Origin of the sequence: Aquimarina litoralis, assembly GCF_039523995.1 — a bacterium.
In the GTDB taxonomy this organism is placed as follows: Bacteria; Bacteroidota; Bacteroidia; order Flavobacteriales; family Flavobacteriaceae; genus Aquimarina; species Aquimarina litoralis.
On the sequence record NZ_BAAAGE010000001.1, the window covers coordinates 760,713 to 785,295 of the forward strand.

Below are 24,583 nucleotides of genomic sequence, written 5' to 3' on the forward strand. Positions count from 1 at the left end.
GAACACACTTAAATTTAGTAAGAATATTCTGATAATTACGTTAAATTTTAAGTTTTCTTTAACTTTTGATTTTTACTGTTTTCGTTAAGATTTGTGTCGTACTTGTTTTTATTTTACCAAGACTACTTGGTTGTTTTCCTCCAATATGTAATAGAATATCTCCTGATATAATTTGCTCTTGTCCATCTGTAGTAATCCAAGCATACTGTTTCGGACTAACTGTAAAACTTACTTTTTTGGTTTCCCCAGCTTTAAGGTTGATTCGTTGAAATCCTATAAGAGAATGCGCTGCTCCTTTATACTCTTCATCATTATGTGAGATATATAATTGAACCACCTCATCTCCCATCATCTCTCCTGCATTTGTAACCTGTACGGTTACATTTATATCTTCATTCGCCTTAATTGTTTCTGGAATTTCTACGTTAGCATATGTAAAGTTGGTATAAGACAAACCGTGCCCGAATGGATATAAAGGCTCTCCTGTAAAATACTTATACGTTCTATTGGTCATATCATACGATTTGAAATCTGGAAGATCTTCGACAGATTTGTAAAAGGTTACAGGAAGTCTTCCTGCAGGATTATAATCTCCGAACAAGACATCTGCAATAGCTTTACCTCCAAACTCTCCAGGATACCATGCTTCGAGAATAGCAGGAATGTTTTCATCTGCCCAATTAATAGCAAGTGCACTTCCATTCATCAGCACTAATACCGTTGGCTTTCCTAATGCATGGATCTCTTTCATTAAATTTATTTGTGATTTTGGTAGTGAAATTTCTGACCTGTCACCTTTATCAAAACCTTCTAAGACTACTGGCATTTCTTCTCCTTCGATATCTGGAGATAGTCCAAGACATAACACAACAACTTCTGATTTTTTTGCCGCTGCTATTGCCGGAGCCAAAAGGTCTTGATCTAATTTGGCCCAAACTAACTGTGCCTGTGGATCTGTATGATAATTATAATAGTCGATTTTTATATCATAAGATTCTCCTGCTACCATATTCATATCTAAATACTTCATTTTTGGTTCATGGTCATCTTTAAAATCAACTCTCAACGAATCGTTTACATACAATTTACCAGCACTACTAGCTCTTAATCCTACTCTATAGTTTCCACTTTCTTCTGGAACAATTTTTCCTGTCCACCTCACAGAGAAATTATCAGAAGTAGCATTTTCAAATGGTTTTTTAGATACCCATATAAAGTTTACGATACTGTCGTTTCTGGTTACCTTTGGGGTTCCTTTCCATTCCTTGTTATCAAAATATTCTCCTTTTAATCCATTAGTATCACCATTCTTAAGTACCGAAGATGGTATCGGATGTAATAAAGGCCAACCTTTTGCTATATGACTTCCACTAGCATAGTTTATTTGGGCATTTGGAAGTTTATCTTGAATCGCTTTTAAGGGTGTAATATTATTTAAAGGAGTTCCATGATAATTTCCTAGTAATACTTGTGTTGCATTTGCATTAGGTCCTATTACCGCAATTGATTTAATATCTTTCTTTAAGGGAAGTGTGTTATTCTCATTTTTTAATAACACCATAGATTCTCTTGCCGTTTTTTCGGATAACTGATAGTGCTTTTCACTACATACAACATCATACGATATTTTTGACCAAGACACCATTTCTTCGGGATCAAACATTCCTAGTTTAAATCTTGCTTCCATTAACCTAGCTAAAGCTCGATCTACTTTATCTTCATCTACTAACCCCTGAAGTACTGCATCGTTTAGATTGGGATCAAAAACATCTCCACAATTAAGATCCGTTCCTCTATTTACCGCCAGAGCAGAAGCCTCGGCAGGGGTTTCGACTAATTCATGCTTATTTGGTTCCCAAAAATCATTGATTGCCCAACAATCCGAAACCACATAACCATCAAACCCCCACTCTTTTCGAAGTATATCATTTAATAATAAATTACTTCCACAACAAGCTTCATCTCTATACCTATTATATGCACACATTACTGATTGTACATTAGCTTCTTTAATTGCAGCTTCAAATGCAGGCAAGTATGTTTCTTTTAAATCTCGATCAGATGTATGGTAATTATCTTCATGTCTTGATTTTTCAGGACCGCTATGCACCGCAAAGTGTTTTGCTGTTGCTACTACTTTGAGATAATTTGGGTCATCTCCTTGTAAGCCTTTGATAAAATTAACTCCCATTCTACTAGTGAGGTAAGGATCTTCTCCATAAGTCTCCTGACCTCTTCCCCACCTAGGATCTCTGAAAATATTGATATTAGGAGTCCAAAAAGTCAATCCCTGGTAAATCCCTCTTCTATCTTCTTTGATAAATCGATGATGTTTAGCCCTTGCCTCATCAGAAATTACAGTACCTACATCAAATAATAATGGTGCATCCCAAGTTGCTCCCATCCCAATCGCCTGAGGAAAAACAGTCGCTTTTCCTGCTCTAGCTACTCCATGCAAACATTCGTTCCACCAATTATAAGCAGGAACCCCTAAACGTTCTATAGCGGGAGCGTCATATCGCATCTGTGATACTTTCTCTGAAAGTGTCATATGACTGATTAAATCATTTACTCGCTCACTTGTAGACAATTTAGGGTCCTTATATTTATACTCCTTTTCTTCCTCTTTCTTCGTACTACAACTGATACTCAATTGAAGAAGGATACATACTATAAGGAGGTTATTGATCTTATAAAGATTTTTAAAGATTTTTCTGGAATTCGTGTTTGTCATTATTATTTATTAAACAGATTGTTTTTTATGAGATTAAATCAAGGATGAAAACAAACAATCCCAACACCACTACTATCAAGAATATCTCGGCTAGAATTTTAATGTTAGAGTATTTCTTTCTCATCCTAATTAAACAATTAATAAATTTTTAACAATTTATGTACAGTATCAAAAAAACAGTAGTACATATAAAGCATATACTAAAACATTTGTTGCATTTTGCTCCTAAAACGCCTGTTTTACAACATTCTAAGTAATTTTTGCCTCAATCGTTATAGTGTATGGCTTCTATTGTGAAGGAAATTATTAAGAAACGAAGTTTTGTTTCTCTTTTTTGATGTTTTGGCAAATACAAAGGAGCTCTATTAAAAATATCTCAACAAAAATGAAATCTGGAAAATAGTAAAGACTTGGGATAATGTTAGTGATGTTTTAAAGTAAGATTACTATTCATTCACACTAACTTCTGTAGGCAATATCCCAAATTGTGCTTTGAAACATTTTGTAAAATAGGAGGGAGAGGAGAAACCTACTTTATAGCAAACTTCGCTAACATTAGTAGAACCACTTTCTAAAATTTCCTTTGACTTTTGTAGCCTTATGTTTCTTAAAAACTGATTCGCCGTCTGCCCAGTAAGTGTTTTTATTTTTCTATAAAACTGACTTCTACTAAGATGTAATTCTGATGATAAAGACTCTACACTTAAATTAGGATCACTCAGATTCTCGTAAATATGATTTAAGACTTTCTGAATAAACTCCTTATCTAATGATGTATTATGCTCATTGATTTCTGCATCGCTGATATCACCAAAATATTTATTAAAAAGTATTTGTCGAATGGTAAGCATTTGAGTTAGATATGATTTCAACACCCTCATATCAAATGGTTTGTTTAGATAAACATCTGCACCAGACTCTATACCTTTTAATTTATCATCTTCCATAGTTTTAGCTGTAAGCATAAGTATAGGAATATGACTCGTTTTTATATCTTTTTTTATCCTGGAGCAAAATTCAAAACCATCCATTTCGGGCATAATTACATCTGTAATGATAATATCTGGTGCCTCTTTCTTAGCTATTTCCAGACCTTCATTTCCGTTTTTAGCTTCATACACTTTATAGTGGTTGCTCAATTCATTTTTAAGGTAATTTCTTAATTCTGTATTGTCTTCTACGATAAGTAATCTATTGGATTTTTGTTCCTCTTCTATTTGCTCTTCTAAGCTCTGATTATGAACATGACTTATGAACTTAGTCTTTAATAATACTTCGGAATCTTCTTCTCCAGAGACTACTTCACTTTCCTTAAAATGTGATTTACCTAGTGGCAAGGTTACCGCAAAAGTAGTTCCTTTATTTACTACACTATCTACATCTATCTTACCTTTGTGTAATTCTACAAAACTTCTTACTACTTCTAGACCAATTCCTGTACCCCCATAATACCACTTGTTTAAGTTATCAACCTGATAAAATCGCTGAAATATTTTATCTACTTGTTCCTTTTTAAGTCCTGGTCCAGTATCAGAAATACTGATCTGAAAGCTTTCGTTAGATATGTTATTATCAAGATTATCCAAAAGCAGTTGCCCCGATTTTTTGATTCCAACTGTAATCTTACCTCCTTCTGGAGTTACCTTAAATGCATTAGACAACAGGTTAAAAACAATTTTTTCGAGCATTCCCACATCTACCCATGCAGTAAGCTCATTAACTTCTTTTTGAATATCGAGCGTTATTTCTTTATGCGAAGCTTCTATTAAAAAGTAACTTACTATATCTCTGATGAATGCTATGATATCAACTTTCCTTGCCTTAACATTTAGTTTATTAACCTCTAATTTTCTATAATCCATTAACTCATTTATTAATCGATATAATCGATCCGTATTTTTATGGATTACTAAATGTTTTTCAGTGACTTCTTTAGGAAGATTTAGTTTTTCGTTTTTAAGTATATCTTCTATAGGATTAATGATAAGCGTTAAAGGAGTTCTAAACTCATGAGATATATTGGTAAAAAACTGTAGCTTCTTATTATTTAACTCCTCTTCTTTGGCTCTTTTTTCTCTTTCGTATTTTATTTGTTGTTTTTCTTTAATTCTATTTTGGGTAACTTTATTAAGTATGTATATGCCCAGTAAAAACAGTAAAATATATGAGAATAAAGCAATATTAGTTTTCCACCAAGGAGGTAGGATTTTTATATAAAGTTGTAAAGGTGTTTCGCTCCACTGGCCATCATTATTAGCAACTTTTAAATTAAAAGTATAATCACCTGGATCTAGATTTGTATAAGTTGCACTCCTCATATTCCCCACATAATTCCAAGAATCATCTGCTAATCCTTCTAGATAATAGGCATAAGTGTTTTTTTCTGGACGTGTATAATTAATTCCTGTGTATTCTATGGTAAAAACAGACTGTTCATTACTTAATGAAATACTATCAGTTTCAGAAATAACTTTAGTCAATGGGGATTCAGGATCATTAAGATTTACCTTTTTATTAAATAACTTAAAATCCGTAAGATGTAATTCTGTGGCGCTATTATTAGTTTCTATACGTTCTGGATTGAAATAATCGATACCATCATAATTCCCAAAATAAATAGTTCCTTGTTTGTCTATAAATGCTGCATTAAAATTAAAATCGTTAGATAATAATCCATCATTAATGTTGTAATCTGTAATGTTTCGATTCTTAAGATCTAATTTATGAATTCCGGTATTTCCACTAGTCCAAATATTATTATTCTGATCTTCAATAATAGCAGAAACATTTTCATCTTCCAATCCATATAATTCGTCATACCAAGTAAAACTATATTTTGTAGGATCGTATCTACATAACCCTCCACCTCTGGTTCCAAACCAAACAGAACCATCTGAAGCTTCAAAAATCGATAAGATATGATTAATGTTTGTTGCATTTTGGTTATCATTCTTCATATTACCGCCTAAGAATCTTACGGAAAAACGACCATCATCTTTTTTATTGGCTATATACAAACCGTTTGTTGCTCCTATCCAAAGATTGTTATTAGAGTCAACCAGTACTTTACGAATGTCGCTCGTATGAATTCCATAGGTTGTAAATCCAACCGAATTATGATGCACGAACTTGGAGGTAGATGGATCATATGACATCAAACCTCCAAAAAAGGTTCCGATCCAGATAATACCTTCTTTATCTTCTGCAAAACTTATGATACTATTAGACGAGAGATCTCCATTTGTATTTTCTCTCGTATAATTAATAAATCTAGTTGTTCCTTTTTTGAGTAAAAACAGACCACCACTCCAACTACCTGCCCATACATTTTCCTTACTATCAATAAAAATAGTCTGAATATCGTAAGAAGTCAGGTTTAAATAGTCTTTGGTATTGAGTTTATTAATATGGATAAATTTCTGCGTCTTGGGGTTGTATACATCTATTCCTCCACCATCTGTACCAATCCAAAACAGACCTGATGCATCCTGAACTATTCCTGTTACAGATCCTGACTCTAAAGAATTAGGATTACTGGTAAGACTTTCGATATTTTTGAACTTGTCATATAATTTATCATAAACAGCAATACCTTTATTATAATACCCCAACCATATCCTTTCATTACGATCTAAATACAACGACCATATAGAATTTGACCGAATACTATTTTCATTGTTCTTGTCAAAAAGATAATTTTTAATGATGACACCTTTATCGGTAATATGAAATAATCCGTCATTTTCGGTACCGATAAGAATAGTACCATCGGAATTGGTAATCATCGATAAGATTTTCTTTTTTGAAAAAAGAAAATTCTGAATTGTAAAACTATTTGAATGAATCCTATGGATATTATAGACGCCATCTGATATAGATCCTAGCCAAATATCATCATTAGCAAAAAGAAGTTTCTGCAGAGGTATGTCAATAGATGCTTTCCCATTTTCTGTTTCAAAAGTAGCCAGGCCTAAGGTATTTGAAACGGGATCATATTTTCTTAAACCGTAATTAGTTGCAGCATATAAATTTCCTCTTTGGTCTACTTTTAGGTCATTAATATCTAATAGACTCCCTTTATCGAGGTTTACGTTCTTAATTCGTTCTACGGTTTTCGTTTCAGGATCTAACTTAATCAAGCCTGTTTCGAAAGTTCCAACAAATAAATTTCCTTCTACATCCTCAACAATACTGCTGATTGCAATACTAGCTTGCTGTAATTCTCTTAACTGCTTTAGTATTTTGATTCTGATAAAATGATCCCGTTCTCGATCATAAAGGTCTAAACCATTTTCAGATCCAACCCAAAGTCTATTCTTTTTATCTACATAAGAACAATAAATAAAACTACCTCTTAAGGATGTGGTGTCTTTTAGATTGTGTTTGTAGGACACATAATCAATTCCATCATATCTCTTGATTCCGGCTCCTGCGGTTCCGATCCAAATAAAACCATTCTGATCTTGATTAATTACTGGAACTGCTATTTTAGAAACACCATCTTTGACACTTACAAAATCAAAATGCTCAGATTTTTCTTGTGCTGTAATATAGTTTACAGAAGAAAAGAATAATAGTACATTTAGTATGATCCAGTTAATATGTTCTAACTGGTATAACTTTTTAAAATAACACGTAGCATCTTCCTTGTCAAAACCCATTGACGTTTTTGTTTGTTCTCCTAAATCTAATAAAAAATGTTCTCTTTTCATTTGTAATTGAAAACAACTTGAACTTTATTTCTAGCCGATATATCAAAAAAGTACTATTCTAAAAATAGAATATTTTTCACTTTTCTAAAAAAAAGCTTGAAAGAAGCTGTCTCCAATTGATACACAAATAGGCTTGGTTATCACCCTGTAAAATAAGTTAATATAGAAACAACTACCACTACTAGCAGTACAGACAAAGCAATGTCAATTCCTGTATAACTGTTTTTTGTTTCATTCTTTTGTTCTGATGATAAGGTTCCAAAAGCAAGACCTCGAATGGTAGCATAATCTGGTGCTGTAGTTATCAAACTAGTGCCTATACATACAATTACCGAAAAAATAAACATAAAGATTGCCATATGAGCAAAATTGATGGTTGCAAACTCATAAGCAACGCCTGACAAATCATCTTTTATAATCTCTGAGGTTATTCTGAGTGCTGCAACCAAGAGTCCAGAAAACAAAGTTACTATTGCTGCTTTCGAATTTACCCTTTTCCATATAATCCCCAGAATAAATACAGCTGTTATTGGAGGAGCTATATAAGACTGTACACTTTGTAGATATTGATATAAAACTCCTCCTCCTATTTTATTCATAATCGGAATCCATATGATTCCCAATACTACAACCAAAGCAGTAGCAACTCTTCCGATATTCAACAAATCCTTTTCTGGGGTTTGAGGTTTTAATTTTTTATAAATATCAATAGTAAATATCGTAGAACAAGAGTTAAAAACAGATGCTAAAGAACTCATCAGTGCCGCCATCAAACCTCCTGCTACGAGCCCTTTTAAACCGGTTGGCAATAACGTTTTTACCAATACAGGAAATACCTCATCTGCTTTATCATAAGACAACACTCCTTGTTTAGCCAGAGCAAAAGCTATGATCCCAGGTATTAAAAAAATAAAAATTGGTAATATCTTAAGATATGCTCCGAAAATTGCTCCACGTCTCCCAATTTTTATATTATTTGCGGCTAAGGTACGCTGCACTATATACTGATCAGTACACCAATACCAAATACCCACAATTGTTCCTCCAAATAACAATCCTGTCCATGGGAATTCTGGATCGGACATAGGCCTCCACATATTAAAATGATCAGATCCTGCAGTTGCTTTTAGATTTTCCCATCCACCGACTTCTTGCAATCCTAAATAAGTTATAATGATAGAACCAGCTATTAACACGACTGTTTGTAATGTTTCTGTATAAATTACTGCCTTCATCCCTCCGACAATGGTGTAGGCTCCCGTAAAAACTACGATACCAATAGCTCCATACCAAAAAGGAATCCCTAATAACTCAGATACCACAATACCACCTGCATAAATGGTCACAGAAACTTTAGTTATTACATATCCCGCTAATGAAAAAACAGATAGGAACCAACGTGATCTGCTATCAAACCTTTTCTCCAAAAATTCGGGCATTGTAAATACTTTGCTTCTCATGTAGAAAGGCAAAAACAACCATCCTAGCAATAATACAATCCATGCATGCAATTCGTAATGTGCCATAGGCATACCAGATTCGGCTCCAGTACCTGCTAATCCCACAACGTGCTCAGAACCTATATTAGATGCAAAAATAGAAGCTCCAATTACAAACCAACCTACATTTCGACCTGCTAGAAAATAATCTGCAGTGTCCTTATTTCTTTGTAATATCACCCATACAGCTACTCCAATAAGTGCTAAAAAGTATACTCCTAATACCACCCAATCCAATTGTTCTAAAACTGATTCCATAAATTGTTTTTGGTTATTATATAATTTAATGTTGATTGTTAATTTCAGTAATTTACAAGTAGACAAATGCTTTATATTCCCTTTTGAACAAAAAGGAAACATCATCCAAATGTTGCACTATCTTTAATTTCGAAAAGAATAGTTTAACAATTCATCTAATTTTTACTTAAAATTTTATTAAAGTCAAAACTATCTGTTGGGGTAGCAAACAGGTAGAAAATTTGAAGCGAATGTTGTAAATTATGAAGCATTCTACTCATATATGATAGTTTAAAAAACTATTTATCAGATTTCTATTATAAGGAAGTTTTCAGAATCTGTAATTAGGATGCTTTTTATAGTCGATCCAATTTTATTATCTAGCCATTATAAGTCCAAAAATTTATCATTTTTAAAATCTAACTTTTGTTTCTGCAGATACGAAAACCTTGATCAGGTCCGATGCCACTAGCCTCGAAGTAATCTCGATCACTATTTTTAAAATAAACTTCGAGACCAATCCATCCACCGCCTCTTTGAGCGCGAAATAACCCTCTTGGTATCCGCTCATCTTCATACCAATCATCACACCATTCTCTTACATTTCCAGTCATATCATAAACGCCTAATTCATTTGGTTCTTTATTATTGATAATATGTGTCCTACATTTATTTTTTTCTATAATTATATAATTCCATTGTTGGTCTAAGATAGTATCACCACTATTTCTCCAATACCAAGCGATATCATCGATCTTATTGCTACCGCTATAGATATAATTTTTACTTTGTTGTCCGCCACTCGCTACATATTCCCATTCGATTTCGCTTGGTAAACGATAACCATTTGCCTTTGGATTTCTTTTCACTAACCACTTGATACTATCAAATTGGGAAGTATTAAAAGAATCTGTAGAATCTTTGTAGATTTTATAATATGGTACCAAACCTTTTTGCTCACTTTTTTTGATACAAAACTCAACACAATCATACCAACTTACCATTTCTACAGGCAAACTATCACCTTTAAATTTGGATGGATTGGTTCCCATAATTGCTTTCCATTCTTTTTGCGTCACTTCATGTGCTCCAATATAAAAGTCTTTTACAGATACATTTTTATTATAAAGATTTGACTTGTTATTCTTAACAGAACCACCCTTTATGAATACCAAATTATCTATATCATTTTTATTAAAATCTTCTTGGTTACAGGAAAGGCATACGATGATTATTCCAAGAAAAAAATAACTAAAACCCTTTTGCATATTCTCAATTAAAAATGAATTCTTATTGTTATTTTACTTAATGTGTTTAAAACAAAAAACATAAGATCTATACTCTACAGAATATGGATCCTATGTTTTTAAATCTAATTATATATAATCTACCATATACTGGCGTTGATTCTTCCCCAACCTCCTGTATAAGATTCAATTCCAAATACTTGATAGTCAAAATTTCTTAGATTACCCTGATGACCACCATGCTGATTCCAATGGTTAATATGTGCTTGCATATTTACTTTCTGATTAGACCCTGTTGGAGCATTTCCGTGTTCACTAATATATTGGTAGAATGTTTTTGTTCCCAATATAGATGGAGCATTCGATCTTAATTGTTTTTTGAATTTGTAATTCTTACCGTTGACTCTATAATTTCTATTCTGATTTTGTCCAGGAATACTTCCTTTTTCAACCACGTAGTATTCCATCAATGGTGTTTGCGTCCAACCATATACACCAACAAAATTGTATGATCCTTGTAGGGTTCCTATATTATAATTTATAGTTCTACCATTCCCAGTACGCCATCCTTTTCCACCAACAATATCTTGATTATCCTTATATTCAATTTCGAAATTACCACTATATTGGTTTGCATACGGAAAACGCAATCTACCCCAACCACCTTCTTTATAAATTGTCCAGAAATAACCTTTGTTATATCCATCTGTTCGGTTATCGCTAATATATCCGTTACTATCTATTGACTTTTGTTCTAGTTCTGCAGTTTCTGGAAGATTATCTGCATTTAAATCATCAGAACAACCAGAAAATAAAAACAAACAAAACAAGCAAGAAATACATAAATAAGTTTTCATAATTATATACGTTTTAGTTAAAATAATCCACATCTAATTATCTGCGCAGAATGATTATAAATATGAATGAATTTGTGTTAAAAATTTAGTTAATGCTCAAAATTATGACTCTATAATCGAATAGTTGTTAATAAGCATAGTTTAATAGCAAATTCTACGAAAACTTTTCGTAAACACGTAAACCCCTATAAATCAAATAAATGTTTCTTAATAATTTCGGTTTACACCTATATTTCACTTGTAAGAATAATCCTTTCCATTTATTAATTGCTTAAAAATAAAATACCAACAAGTATTTAACTCTTTCTCAAAAGACTTCTAAAATATTTGAAGCAATATGTGGAAATTTTGTTGCAATCTGAATATGACATCATTGTAGATCGAATTATTAAGATTATTTTACAAAAAGGGAAGTTTACATGAATTTTTATCAACCTTTTGTCCCTATTGGTTTTTAAAAAAGTAGAAGTAAAAAGTATTCACTATCGTCATGAAAAAAAAGAGAATTACATTAAAAGATATTGCTAAAGAATTCAACGTTTCTATTGCTACAGTCTCAAAAGCTCTCAATGATAGCTATGAGATTAGCACCAGAACAAAATCTATGATTCAGGAATATGCAAAAGAATTAGAATACAAATCAAATAATAGCTTTTATAACAACGACAAACAAAGAAATACCAAAACAATAGGAGTGATTATTCCTAATATGCTCAATCATTTCTTTACCAAAGTATTTGTGGGTATCGAAAAAATTGCCACTCAAAAAGGATATAACCTCATAACTTGTATCTCAAATGAATCCCTAGAAAAGGAAATGACAGTAATGGAGCTTCTAAAAAACTCTGATCTAGATGGATTCATTTTATCTATTGCAGAAGAAACTCAAATTAAACAAGATTTTAAACATTTTCAGAATGCAATAAATCAAGGTATTCCTATTGTAATGATTGATAGAGTAACTGATGAGATAGAATGTGATAAAGTTATAGTTAATGATGAAGAAGGTTCTTATAATGCTGTAAATTATTTTATCAAAACTGGTTGTAAAAACATTGCAATTGTTTCTAACATTCATAAACTTAGTGTTGGAAAACTTAGGCTTAGTGGTTACAAAAGAGCCTTATTAGAAGCAGATATTCCTATTGATGACGACTATATTCTAAAAGTTGATGAGTTTAATGATGTTGATACATTACTAAAAATACTATTAGACTCGAAAAAAGTAGATGCGATCTTATGCCTAGAAGAAGATTCTGCTATTAGTACTCTTAAAATGGTACTATACAAAGGATATAAAGTACCCGAAGATATTTCTATTATTGGATTTACGAATGGTGTATTACCTCGCCATGTCACACCTTCTATTACTACCGTTAGTCAACATAGTACGTATCTTGGAGAAGCTGCAGCCAAAATATTAATTGATAAAATAGAAAACGAAAATATAGAAACTTCGCATACTACTAAGGTCATTAAAACAAATCTTATAGAAAGAGAATCTACCAGAAGAATGTAATTATAGCATTGAGCAATAAAAACTCTCCTAAATTTATATTGCTAAAAACTTAAAAATAGTTCTATTCTCATATTTGTCATTTGCTTTTACCAAAGCAGATGGAAAATGATGGTGGTTTGGAGCATCAGGATAATTTTGGCACTCAAAACAAATCGCAGGGAAGCTACCATATATCGATTGATTTTTGAAATTCCAATCAGGAAAACTTTCAGGAGTATAGATAACTACCGCAGGTTGATTCGTCCTTACTTCCATTTTTAACCCACTTTTATCAGATACTAAACTAATTTTTGGAACTTGACTATCCACTTCTTTATTAGTTGAACTAAAAACAAAAGTGTCATCAATGAGTCCATAATTTTCCAAGCTTTGTAAACTCTTAGGTTCCAAAAAATCATACGGAGTTCCCATTACTGATATTAATTTTCCGGTTGGCAATTGAAGTGCATCAACTTCTAAATAATCTGAACAACTTAGTTGCAAAGAATGGTCTAAGATACTTCCTGATCCATCTAAATTAAAATATGCATGATTTGTTAAATTAACAAAAGTATCTCTATCTGTAGTAGCATGATAGGTAATAATGAGTTCATTATCATTAGATAATTGATACATCACTTTTACCTTTAGATTTCCTGGATATCCTTCTTCTAGATGCTTGCTTTCATAAGAAAAAGTAATGGTATTATCTCTTGTACTTTCTAACTTCCAAAACTTTTTATCAAACCCTTTTAAACCGCCATGCAGATGAACTTTATTCTCATGATATAATACATACTGTTCATCGCCTATTTCAATCCCACCTTCTCTAATTCTACCAGCATATCTCCCTATCGAGGCGCCTAGAAACTTTGCACTTGGATGATAGGAAACCTCTTCATAATCTGCTACATTATCTAATCCTGCAATTACGTTGATCAACTCACCCTTTTTATTCGGAATCTCCAGACTTACTATAGATGCTCCATAGTTAGTTACTGTTAATTTAGCACCATTTGCATTACCAAGCACTAGCGAAACGCAATCTGGATCATCCGACGTATATAAGGTATTTTGTATCATCTACATCTATTATAGAAATCGATTGTTTTTGATTAAATATATTGATTGATAATATTCTCGAATAATTCTTGTTTTCCGCTTGTTAAGGAAATTTCACCATTATCCAAAGCAATATTATAAAGATCATTTAATTGTAATGCTCCACTTTCGAATTCTTTCCCTTTTCCTCCATCGAAAGAACTATATCTATCTTTTCTTAATTTGTCATAAGAGGATGATGTAATAATTTTATCGGCTGTTATTAGAGCTCTTGCAAAAATATCCGCTCCTCCAATATGCGCTAAGAAAACATCTTCTATATCTGTTGAGTTTCTTCTGATTTTAGCATCAAAATTAACTCCTCCACCTTGCAACCCACCTGCTTTTAAGAAAACTAACATTGCTTCGGTAACTTCCAAAATATTATTCGGAAACTGATCTGTATCCCATCCATTCTGATAATCTCCTCGATTGGCATCGATACTTCCTAACATACCAGCACCTGCAGCGACTTCTATCTCATGCTGAAATGTATGCTGCGCTAACGTTGCATGATTTACTTCGATATTGATTTTAAAATCCTTATCCAATCCATGTTCTTTTAAAAACCCTATAGATGTTGCTGTATCAAAATCATATTGATGTTTTGTAGGTTCCATTGGTTTCGGTTCTATAAAAAATGTTCCTTTGAAACCTTGAGATCTTGCATAATCCTTGGCCATTGTTAAAAACTGTGCCAAATGATCTAATTCTCGTTTCATGTCTGTATTTAGCAACGACATATAACCCTCTCTACCACCCCAAAAAACGTAATTTTCTCCGTCTAGAGCTATGGTTGCATCCAAGGCTAATTTTACTTGTGCACCAGCTCGTGCTAACACTTTAAAATCTGGATTGGTAGCCGCACCGTTCATATATCTTGGATTCGAAAAACAATTTGCCGTACCCCAAAGTAGTTTTATTCCAGATTCTTTCTTTTTCTCCTTGATATATTCTACAATCGTAGATAATCTCTTTTCTGATTCTAATAATGTAGGTGCTTCCTGTACAAGATCAAAATCATGAAAACAAAAGTAATCAAAACCCATTTTGCTAATGAATTCGAAAGCGGCATCTGCCTTATCTTTTGCAGCTTGAATAGGGTCTGAAGACAAATCCCATCCAAAATTTTGAGTTCCCCAGCCAAATGGATCCGATCCCTGTCCACAGAAGGTATGCCAATAGGCAATCGCAAATTTAAAATGTTCTCTTAATGTTTTTCCAGCTACAACTTTTTCTGGATCATAATATTTAAATGCTAAAGGATTATCAGATTCTTTTCCTTCGTATTTAATTTGATCGATCCCTTTAAAATATTCTTGGTTTCCTAGTAGTATCATTTTTTGTGAATTAAAATTCTATTAAGTTCGTTTTTCCATTTTTCATATGCTAATTGATAATCTTCACTATTTTTAAGTGGGTGAAAAGTCATCACCTTATCATTTTTAGCAATTGTTTTCTCAAAGCTATTACTGGTATTATGGGTTCTTCCAACAGCTCTTGCTGCTCCAATAGCACCAGTAGTATTATAAATTTCTATTTCTTGATTGATTAAGGTGGCTATCGTATTAGAAAATATCTCTGATCTAAATAAGTTATCATTTCCTGCTCTTAGCACTCGTATGTCTGCTCCATCATTCTTTAGGATCTCCATACCATACACAAAAGAAAACGCTATCCCTTCTAATGCTGCTCTACATATATGTGCTTTGGTATGTTTATTAAGGTTTATATTACACAATTGAGTCCCAATAGTGTTATTTTCAAACATCCGCTCGGCACCATTACCAAAAGGTATCAACTGCAAGCCATCGGCTCCCACGGGAGCTTCTGCAGCCAGTGCATTCATGGTTTGATAGGAATCTGATTCTAAGTACAGGTTATTCTTAAGCCATCTATATTGAATTCCGGCACCATTAATACATAATAATTTTCCTATTACCGGCTTATCAGTTTTATAATTTACATGCGCAAAATTATTATACTTCACCGGCTCGTTGCCTTGTAGCTTATCTGCAACGGCATAAATAACGCCTGATGTTCCTCCGGTGAGCGCTACTTCTCCTGGATTAAAAACATTTAAGGATAATGCATTATTGGGTTGGTCACCTGCTCTATAAAAAATAGGTGTGCCTTCTTTAAGTCCACTTTCTTTAGCTCCTTTGGCACTGACCCTACCTTGATTAGAGAACGTATCTACAATATCAGGAATAAGAGTTGGATCAATATCATAATAGTCTAAAAGCCATTCAGCTGGTTTTTGAGATACATAATCCCAAAGTATCCCTTCTGATAAGCCAGATATTGTGGTACAAATAGTATCCGAAAACTTATACGCTATATAATCTCCAGGCAACATAAATTTGTAAACTCTTTTATAGATCTCGGGTTCGTTGTCTCGTACCCATTTCAATTTAGAAGCTGTAAAATTTGCTGGAGAATTGAGTAAATGCTCTTTGCATTTCTGAGCTCCTAGGTCTTCAAAAGCTTTATTACCAATAGCAACCGCTCTACTATCACACCAAATAATAGAATTTCTTAATAACTTACCATCATGATCCACTAATACAAGCCCATGCATCTGATAGGAAATTCCAATACCTAAAACCAATTCTGAAGAGATCGAATTTTCTTTTAATAGTCTTTTGCTTGCAATACATAACTGTTCCCACCAATAATCAGGATCCTGCTCAGCCCAATTACTATTAACAGAGATAATGTTCATTTCCTGTTCTGGTTCATGAATAGAGGCTATGTTTTCACCTGTAGTAGAATGAACTAAAGCAGCTTTTATCGATGAACTCCCAATATCGAATCCTATATAATACATATGCAGGTAAACTTGTTGTTTGTAAAAATCTAAAATCCTTAAAGTATTACTGCTATGGGACTTAAATTATGAACGAAAACTACTTAACAAGTTTTCGTAAAAAATGAAAAATTGTGAGTATAGATACTAAAAGAGAATCTCCTAAAAACGTAACTAAATATATTATGAATTTGTTTTCAATTACGTAAACTTAAAAATACCACTTTATGAAGAAAAAGTTATTATAAAAAAAACAACCCCTAGGTTAACTACTCCTAAGGGTCTGAATTGAAACTAAATTATAATATTTAACACAAACTCAACTTATACAATAATTATGATTGTTTCAATTTTGCTGTTTTTTCGATTAGGTTTTTACGCCGCGAATATAAGATCAAATCTTTATATATTCGAGCAAATTTTAAGTGGTAATGCACATTTAACGATGCCATAATATCTCTTTAAAATTATTGAGATTAACCCACTAAAAATCAGCGTTTACTATATATTAGTATCTTTTGCAGCCATTTTGTTACCATATTCTCAGTTTTTTTTACCTACAAACCCAAAAAATTATTAATTTTTTAATAAAATTTAAGCAAAGTTTATGCCGAATCTTACTTATAATGGTTAAAAATTCCTCAAAAAATAACCCTTAATATTTTTTATACTAAGGGTTTTAATTGAAACAAATCTGTACTAATAATAAATACACAAACTCAACTTTATTATTTATACGTATGATTTATACTGTTTCAATTTTAATTGTGTTTTTGGTAAGATAAATCAAGACCCTCGAGGTAACTACTCCTCAAGAGCCTTGACTTGATAAACAGTTTGTTTTGCAACAAACTCAACTAATCTGTAATAGCTTTGATGATTATGGTATCTAATTATTATTCGATAGTAAGATCAAAAGACTGAGCAATATCAGTATCTCCACCAGCATCAGCTAAAGTTCCATCATTTGGTTTTGTAGGCATATGACGTAAGGTAATAGTTAAACTACCTGTACTAGCAACTGTAGTAACTAATTCAAAAGCTAATCCTACAGGATTTGTACCAGTTAATGGTGGATAGTCAGCTTCAGTATCAGTAGCTGCAGCTGTAGCATTAAGAGTACCTGCTACTTCAAAAAAGAATTGGTGCTCATCTGCTTCCTCTTCTATTTCTTCGTTAATCTCTTCAGCTGGCGTTTCACTTTCGTTTAGTAATTCTATCGCACCTGTATACGTAGTATTCGCTGCTAAAGATCCTGATACTTCTACAACTGGTGCATTAGGTCCGTCAGGTCCATCAAGATCACGTGATGTTAAAGTAACTACATCTGTTCCCGCCGTTAAAGTAACTGTCATTGTTGTGATTACTTCTTCTTCATTTACTACAACAGGGTTGTCATCATCATCTGAACATGAAGATGCGAATAAGCCTGCAATTGCTAACATTGATAAAAATTTACGTGTGTTCATCATTTTAAAATTTAATAGTTAAAAGTTAATCTCAATAAAAAGTTCCGCCCCACTTCATCCGCGAAAAAGCGCTGACGGTTTAAATAGTTTCTATATCTATTATTAGTAATATTATTTATGGTAACACCAATATTTAATTTGTTCTGTTTAATAAACGGTACTGTCATATCTGCATTTAGATGCAAAAGATGATAATCACTTGGTGGTGTATTAATTTCTAGAAGCACATCTTCTTGTTCCTGTGGTGAAAAAACCATGATATTGTCTGGAAATTCATTTTGTCTAAATGTATATTCACTTTCTAGACTTACTACTAGGTCATTCCAATTCTCTTTATGAAAAATTAGTGCATTGCTTACATTAGCCGCTGGTATATTAATCAGAGGAATTTCTGTTTCAATATCTCGCCCTTTTACTAAAGAAAAACTATGGTTGGTTTTCCAATTAGGAAACCATTTTTTATTCAGTTTAGCATCAATTCCTAATAACCTAGCATTTGTTTGTCTATATTCCCAAACTGGAAATGCTCCTCTAATCGACAATTCTACATCGGTGGGCTCTAAAACAATATAATCATTAATAAAATTAGCATATGGAGCTATTTCCCAACCCCAATTTTCATCACTCTTTTGAAAAGAAAATGAAACTTTGTGAGAAGTCTCTTGTTCTATTCTTAAATCTCCTAATTCTATTCTGGAAGCAGAATGATGCAAACCATCACTAAATAGTTCAGCAGGATTCGGAGCTCTTTGAGCCAATGCATAATTACCTCTTAGTTCATAGCTTTCTCCAAAAACATAATTAAAACCTATTGTTGCTGAAATGCTATGATATTCAAATTTAGGATTTGTAAGCCATTGCGTACCTTCATCAGCAATGATAAGATCATTAAACTCTTGGTCATAACCTCGCTCTTCCCATCTAGTTTTTATATAAAACTTTTTAGCGTCTATTTGGTTATAATCATATCTAACCCCTGCATCGATAGTTACATTATCATTGAGGTTGTATTTCCCAGTTACGAATAATCCCGCATCATATTTATCATAATCCGGAATTAACCTTCTTGCTCTTGTGCTGGGATCGGCAAAATTATCCTGATAACGTACTAATAATCCGAAATCTAAATTGTAATCAAATTTAGAATCCAATACGAAATCAGAAGTAAGTGTATGTGTAGTAAGTTCTAAATCTAAACTAGGTATTTTTCTTAATTCTTCCGTTTGTCTAATATCAAACTCAAAACGCTGATTATGTTGAAAATCATATTGTGTGGTCCATTTGCCCAATTTTTCGAAGCGTTTAAAGTAGCGCAGTCTCCCCAAATGATGGGTGACGTCTTGTTTTGGGTTATCAATGGTATATGTAAAATCGTTTATCACAGAAGGTTGTCCGCTATTTATTGATTCTATCAGATCATCTGCATTTCCAATATGAGATGCCGCCAGAACGCCTATTTCATTTTGGTAGTAAGAATAATACACATCCCATCCATTAGTAAATTTATTATTTCCAAAAGATAAAGATCCACCTCTCTCAAAAATACCTGTATTAGACAAAACATAATCAGGAGCTTCTACATCACCAAACTGTTTTAGGGTTCCTTGTGCCTTTAAAAACCATCCTGATTTGTATCCTTTTATAATTTCAGAGGAAACCGTTGTTCCTCTTCCGTTAGAAGCACCTGTAATGATTGTTCTTCCTGTTAATGTATCTTTTGCAGGAACTTTATTAGGCTCCATAACTATAACACCTCCAATAGCATCTCCTCCATAGCGCAGTGCTGCTGCTCCTTTAACGACAGTAAGGTTGCCTGCTGTATTGATATCTACATTGGGGGCATGTTCATCTCCCCATTCCATATCTTGCATTCGAACACCATTATTCATTATTAGCACTCTACTTCCGCTTAAACCTTGTATAATTGGTTTTACAATAGTAGAACCAGTATTCAGCGATGAAACCCCTGTAATTTCCTTAAGAGCATCTCCTAGGGCTGCACTGCTATATTTCTCTATAACATCCTTACTTATTGTCTCTTCTTGAGCAGAAGATGTTTTGGTACGCTTTTTACCAGAAACTTTTACTTCTTGCAATTCGTCTAAATGGTGTTCTAAATAGAAATCTTTCTTAGTTACTTCAGCTACGTCTAGAGTAATCACTTGCGAATTACAATTTGGATGCGAAATGGTAAAAGCATACGCAACAGGACATAGATCAGAAATTATATAATTTCCATCTTTATCAGTGACAATGGTTTGATCGTTAAATGTAATAGTTGCATCTTTTAGGGGGACACCATCATGAAAATCGATTACTCTTCCTGAAATACTAATTGTACAATCCTGAGCTTTCGAAATAAGAGTCCCTAAAATCGATACTAACACTAATGTGTATCTTTTCATGGGTAAAAATAAAACTGAAACTTGCTATCAATACAAGAGGGTAATATCCAAGATATAATGGTGGATATTATGACATAGAGGTATTATACAACAGGAGGAGCTTTGTTGGTTGGTAAGCATCCAAAATAAGAATCAAAATATCTGTTTACATAATTTGTTTTAACAATACCCCAAGAAACCACTTTTGGTTCTGGGATATCAATATCAGAAGAAAATAAAACATAATCATCTTCTGCTTGATCTAAAGTTAACAAACACAATGCACATTCAGAATCTGTATCTTCATGACCGATTATGTGCAATTCTGCTAACTGAATTACACAAAAAAGTGCCAGAAAAACGGACGCAATTATGTGTTTATTTGACTTCATGACAGCAAATAAACGAAAAAAACTTTAATAGATTTTATTTTTTAACCCCAATTCCTGTTAAAATGAAGTGAATTCTATGGATTTTTCAGTAATTATTGTTAAATCTTTAGACATTTTATGGTGGTTCCAAGGATGTTTTGCACCAAAAACATGATCTGCTTCATTAACCAAGAATAACTCACTTTCTGGATTCCATGTGTGTATTTCTTTTGCTTCTTGAACATCAACTGTAGGATCGGCAGTACCATGAATAATCAAATGAGGGATTCTAATGTTCTTTACAGCCCTAGCGATAGTAAGTCTTTCTTTATTTTCTTCATAAGAAGTATAAAACTGAAATTCGTGTGGCATTTTTTGCTTCGTTCTCCCATTCTCTATATAATATACTCCTTCTTTCTTCCAACGATCAAATACCTCTCCTTTTGGGAACCTACTTTCATAATCAGAAACACTAGCCCAAGTGATTAATTTTGAAACTCTTATATCTTCTGAAGCTTTGATTGCCGTAATCCCACCAGCTCTGGAATGCCCTATGAGAATGATTTTTTGAGTATTGATAAACTTTTTGTACAAAGAACCTGAAGCGGCAACCCAATCTAACACCGAGCAAAGATCATCTAACTCGATCAGATAATTATTCTTTCCGAATGCATTTAGATCAGGAAAATCTATAGGTTCTTTGATGGTTCCCCCATTATGAGAAAAATTAAATTTTATAAAGAAAAAACCTGCTTCTGCAAAATTCTCCGCAACTAAATCCCAAGCTCCCCAATCTTTAAAGCCTTTATAGCCATGACAAAAAATCACTACAGCTTGTTCCTTTTTCGTATCATCATAAAATACATCTGTAAGAATTGGTTTGTTATGTTTTCCTTGTACTATCTGATTCTTTACTCTTGTTATCATATTTCTTTTTCTATAAAGGGAAGATCCAAATTAGAGATTTCTGAGATCAATTTTTTGAGTTCGAGTAAGTATTCTTGAAATACTTCGGATGTAACTTCATAATCTACTTTACCTCTTACTGATCTTTTAGTTCCAAATTTCAAAAACCCTTCTTTAAGATTTTTGAATGAAATGATTCCTGCTTTAAAAGGTTCTGATACATTATTCTCATTATATTGCATATAAGCATATGCCAATACTTGTACAGCCTTACTGTATTTATAATCTTCTGTAAGCATGTTCCAATCCATTAATACTACATCGCTTTTTTGAACTTTTCCGGTTTTGTAATCAATAATTCTCAATTCTCCATCCAATTCGTCGATACGATCCACTTTTCCTTTTATAAAAACAGGAAAATCAAGCTCAGGAATCATAAGCTGTGTTTTCAAGTTACTTTCAATTGCAATAATTTTTAGTGTTGATCCTGATGTTAATAGCTTCTCTTCAGACTTCAAAAAATTATAGATATACCTCTTAGCTACTTCAAAAATTAGCAAATTTTTACCTTGTGTAATATCTAATTTCGAATACTCTTTACGAAAGTGGTATTTAATTTCCGTATCAATCTGACCTATCATTGCCTTAATATCCTGAACAGAAACAAATTTATTTTCTAAGGGTTTATATAGATTTTCCAGTGCGTTATGAATTACTGTACCTAAAGTATTTGCCGCAATCGTTTCTTCTACCTGATCACTTTCCTGAATTCCTAATATATATTTATAATAAAAGTCTATAGGATTCCTAATATAAGTAGTCAAAGCAGAGGGAGATAATCCATTAAGCGCTAATTCCTTTATTTTAGCAAGAATAACCTGGTCTTTTTTTATAGTGATTGGTTCTGCTTGTAATTTAGGTATTTCGGAAGATGCTATATAATTGGATATATTATGATTATCAATCTTGTCTATCTCCAATTGATACACAAACCTACTTTTTTCTCCTCCCCCAACTCCTTCGTCCTCGGTATTATAAATGAGATATACTTTTTTAGCTCTCTGAATTAAGCGATAAAAATGGTAGGTATAAATTGCATCTTTTTCCTTATATGTTGGCAAATTGTATGCCCTTTTAAGATCATAAGGTATGAAAGAATTCATGTTTTTTCCAGCTGGCAACACCCCTTCATTAACAGAAGTTATAATTACCGTCTCAAAATCTAAACATCGTGATTCTAGCATCCCCATTAGCTGCAAGCCTCTAAAAGGCTCGCCTCTAAAATCCAGTGTGTCTGAATTCACAACATCTTTGTACAAATAATATAAAGATGCTATTGTATTCACATATTGATATGTACTGCAAAGTGTCAGTAATCTATTAAATACAAGATGAAAATGATAGACATACTCAAGCTCCATCGAATTTTGCTCCTTGTCTAGGTTACCTTTCAATAGTTGAATAATTTTTCTACAATTTGCTAAAGCTTCTTGTGCATTTTTCCAAGGAGAAAAAAGCAATTCTATAACGACTTCTTTAGATTTTACTATATCACTTTGAAGCTTTTCTAATGATATATATACTAAATTCTCTTTGGTAATTTTACCAATAAGATGGTTTCTTACATTTCCTAATAACCATTGCGAAGCTTGATTATTTAATACTTCTAAAACTAGTTTATAATACAATCCTTTAGGGTGCGTTGTTTTATGAAGGGCAAATAGTAACTCGAAAAAAGATGAAACGGGAACCTCCTTTAACGGCAATCCCATGGTTATATTTAATGAATCGATAGAATCTGGTAATGAATTAAGTACAGGTAACAACAATGATTCATCTGCTAATACCAATGCTGTTTTTTCCAGGTCTTTTTGTGGGATACCGTTTAATATTTTACCTGCTAACTTTGCTTGCCCCACATTCTTAGGAACACCAATAAGATTAATCTCTTTATTCGATGAAAAATTATCCCGTATCCATTTAAAAGGATGTTCTTTGTAATAGTTCCAGTTGTTTTTATAATCTCTTAAAAACAAGGAAGCTTCATGATATCTATTGTCTACAAAAAACGAATCTGCATCCCAATATATATCAGCAATATTAGCTTCTAACAGGGATTGAAAAATAATCTGCTCTGCATTATTTAAGGCATTAAAGCCTACTAAAATATGTTTTTGCTCAGCATGTTTTATATAATCGAATATATTTTCTGAAGCTCTTCGATACAACAAACCTTGATAACCAACCTTCCTATTCAAAAGCTTATCTTTAAAGTTGTTGTAATAATCATATAGATTGTTCCAAAAACTTATGTATTTCTGTATGAGTTCTGTTTTCTCCTTTTGAAGATACCAATGATTCAAATCCTGAATACTGGATAGATAAGAAAAAAAGCTTTTTTGATCTATACAATATCTATCGATTTCATTAAAGTCCTGTATGAGTGTTTGCGCCCAACTACTAAATACTTCTAGATTTTCCTTATCAAGATGTGTATGTGTTGTAAGATAAGTTTCATAAAAATCAAACAATGTTTGGATAGCATCTATCTGGCGTAAACCCGATAATTCTGTAATAAATTCTTCTATACTTAATATAATCGGAGCAAAAAATGTTTTATCTACATGCCTTTTTAATAATTCACGTTTGAGAAAAAGTCCTGCTCTTTTACTAGGAAGAATAAAAATAAGATCACTTACATGATCATTCTTTTTTTCGATCTCCGATATGACTTCTTTTAAAAAACTATCCACTTACTA

Annotated in this window: 14 protein-coding genes; 1 reads left to right on the forward strand and 13 read right to left on the reverse strand. The window is 32.7% G+C overall.

Annotated elements, in window-relative coordinates:
- Positions 1 to 58: 58 nt before the first annotated feature.
- The 5 genes from ABD077_RS02990 to ABD077_RS03010 form a co-directional block, all read right to left on the reverse strand.
- Entirely contained in the window at positions 59 to 2,734 is a 2,676-nt protein-coding gene (locus tag ABD077_RS02990; RefSeq protein WP_343910349.1) for a glycoside hydrolase family 3 protein, read from the reverse strand.
- A 446-nt stretch (positions 2,735 to 3,180) separates the two neighbouring features.
- Positions 3,181 to 7,446: a hybrid sensor histidine kinase/response regulator transcription factor gene (locus tag ABD077_RS02995; RefSeq protein WP_343910351.1), complete on the reverse strand. Its 4,266-nt coding sequence runs from the start codon at positions 7,444 to 7,446 to the stop codon at positions 3,181 to 3,183.
- A gap of 140 nt (positions 7,447 to 7,586) precedes the next feature.
- Positions 7,587 to 9,203 (reverse strand): sodium:solute symporter, encoded by a 1,617-nt coding sequence (locus ABD077_RS03000; protein WP_343910353.1) that lies wholly within the window; start codon positions 9,201 to 9,203, stop codon positions 7,587 to 7,589.
- A 398-nt stretch (positions 9,204 to 9,601) separates the two neighbouring features.
- On the reverse strand, positions 9,602 to 10,450 hold the full coding sequence (locus tag ABD077_RS03005) for a formylglycine-generating enzyme family protein (RefSeq protein WP_343910354.1): 849 nt from the start codon (positions 10,448 to 10,450) through the stop codon (positions 9,602 to 9,604).
- Positions 10,451 to 10,569: 119 nt separating this feature from the next.
- Positions 10,570 to 11,286, reverse strand: a complete 717-nt coding sequence (locus ABD077_RS03010) for a glycoside hydrolase family 11 protein (RefSeq protein ID WP_343910356.1) — start codon at positions 11,284 to 11,286, stop codon at positions 10,570 to 10,572.
- A 490-nt stretch (positions 11,287 to 11,776) separates the two neighbouring features.
- On the opposite strand from ABD077_RS03010, the gene ABD077_RS03015 reads away from it, so the two are divergent.
- Positions 11,777 to 12,805 carry a LacI family DNA-binding transcriptional regulator gene (locus ABD077_RS03015; protein WP_299609902.1) on the forward strand — a complete coding sequence of 343 codons (1,029 nt, stop codon included), beginning with the start codon at positions 11,777 to 11,779 and terminating at the stop codon, positions 12,803 to 12,805.
- Positions 12,806 to 12,838: 33 nt separating this feature from the next.
- Here the strand turns inward: ABD077_RS03015 and ABD077_RS03020 are convergent, their stop codons facing one another.
- From ABD077_RS03020 to ABD077_RS03055, 8 genes are all read right to left on the reverse strand, one after another.
- On the reverse strand, positions 12,839 to 13,867 hold the full coding sequence (locus ABD077_RS03020) for an aldose epimerase family protein (RefSeq protein WP_343910359.1): 1,029 nt from the start codon (positions 13,865 to 13,867) through the stop codon (positions 12,839 to 12,841).
- Positions 13,868 to 13,899: 32 nt separating this feature from the next.
- A complete protein-coding gene (xylA, locus tag ABD077_RS03025) occupies positions 13,900 to 15,225 on the reverse strand; it encodes a xylose isomerase (protein ID WP_343910361.1) in 1,326 nt (441 codons plus the stop codon).
- Entirely contained in the window at positions 15,222 to 16,715 is a 1,494-nt protein-coding gene (locus tag ABD077_RS03030; RefSeq protein ID WP_343910363.1) for a xylulokinase, read from the reverse strand. The genes xylA and ABD077_RS03030 overlap by 4 nt, the downstream gene beginning before the upstream one ends.
- 875 nt (positions 16,716 to 17,590) lie before the next feature.
- Complete coding sequence (locus ABD077_RS03035) at positions 17,591 to 18,163, reverse strand: type 1 periplasmic binding fold superfamily protein (protein WP_343910365.1); 573 nt, start codon at positions 18,161 to 18,163, stop codon at positions 17,591 to 17,593.
- Between the two features lie 11 nt (positions 18,164 to 18,174).
- On the reverse strand, positions 18,175 to 20,568 hold the full coding sequence (locus ABD077_RS03040; protein WP_343910367.1) for a TonB-dependent receptor: 2,394 nt from the start codon (positions 20,566 to 20,568) through the stop codon (positions 18,175 to 18,177).
- Positions 20,569 to 20,651: 83 nt separating this feature from the next.
- Positions 20,652 to 20,939 (reverse strand): hypothetical protein, encoded by a 288-nt coding sequence (locus ABD077_RS03045; protein ID WP_343910369.1) that lies wholly within the window; start codon positions 20,937 to 20,939, stop codon positions 20,652 to 20,654.
- Between the two features lie 57 nt (positions 20,940 to 20,996).
- Positions 20,997 to 21,845, reverse strand: a complete 849-nt coding sequence (locus tag ABD077_RS03050; RefSeq protein WP_343910371.1) for an alpha/beta hydrolase family protein — start codon at positions 21,843 to 21,845, stop codon at positions 20,997 to 20,999.
- The gene (locus ABD077_RS03055; RefSeq protein ID WP_343910373.1) at positions 21,842 to 24,577 is read right to left on the reverse strand and encodes a PD-(D/E)XK nuclease family protein; all 2,736 of its coding nucleotides are present in this window, start codon (positions 24,575 to 24,577) and stop codon (positions 21,842 to 21,844) included. The genes ABD077_RS03050 and ABD077_RS03055 overlap by 4 nt, the downstream gene beginning before the upstream one ends.
- Between the last annotated feature and the right edge of the window lie 6 nt (positions 24,578 to 24,583).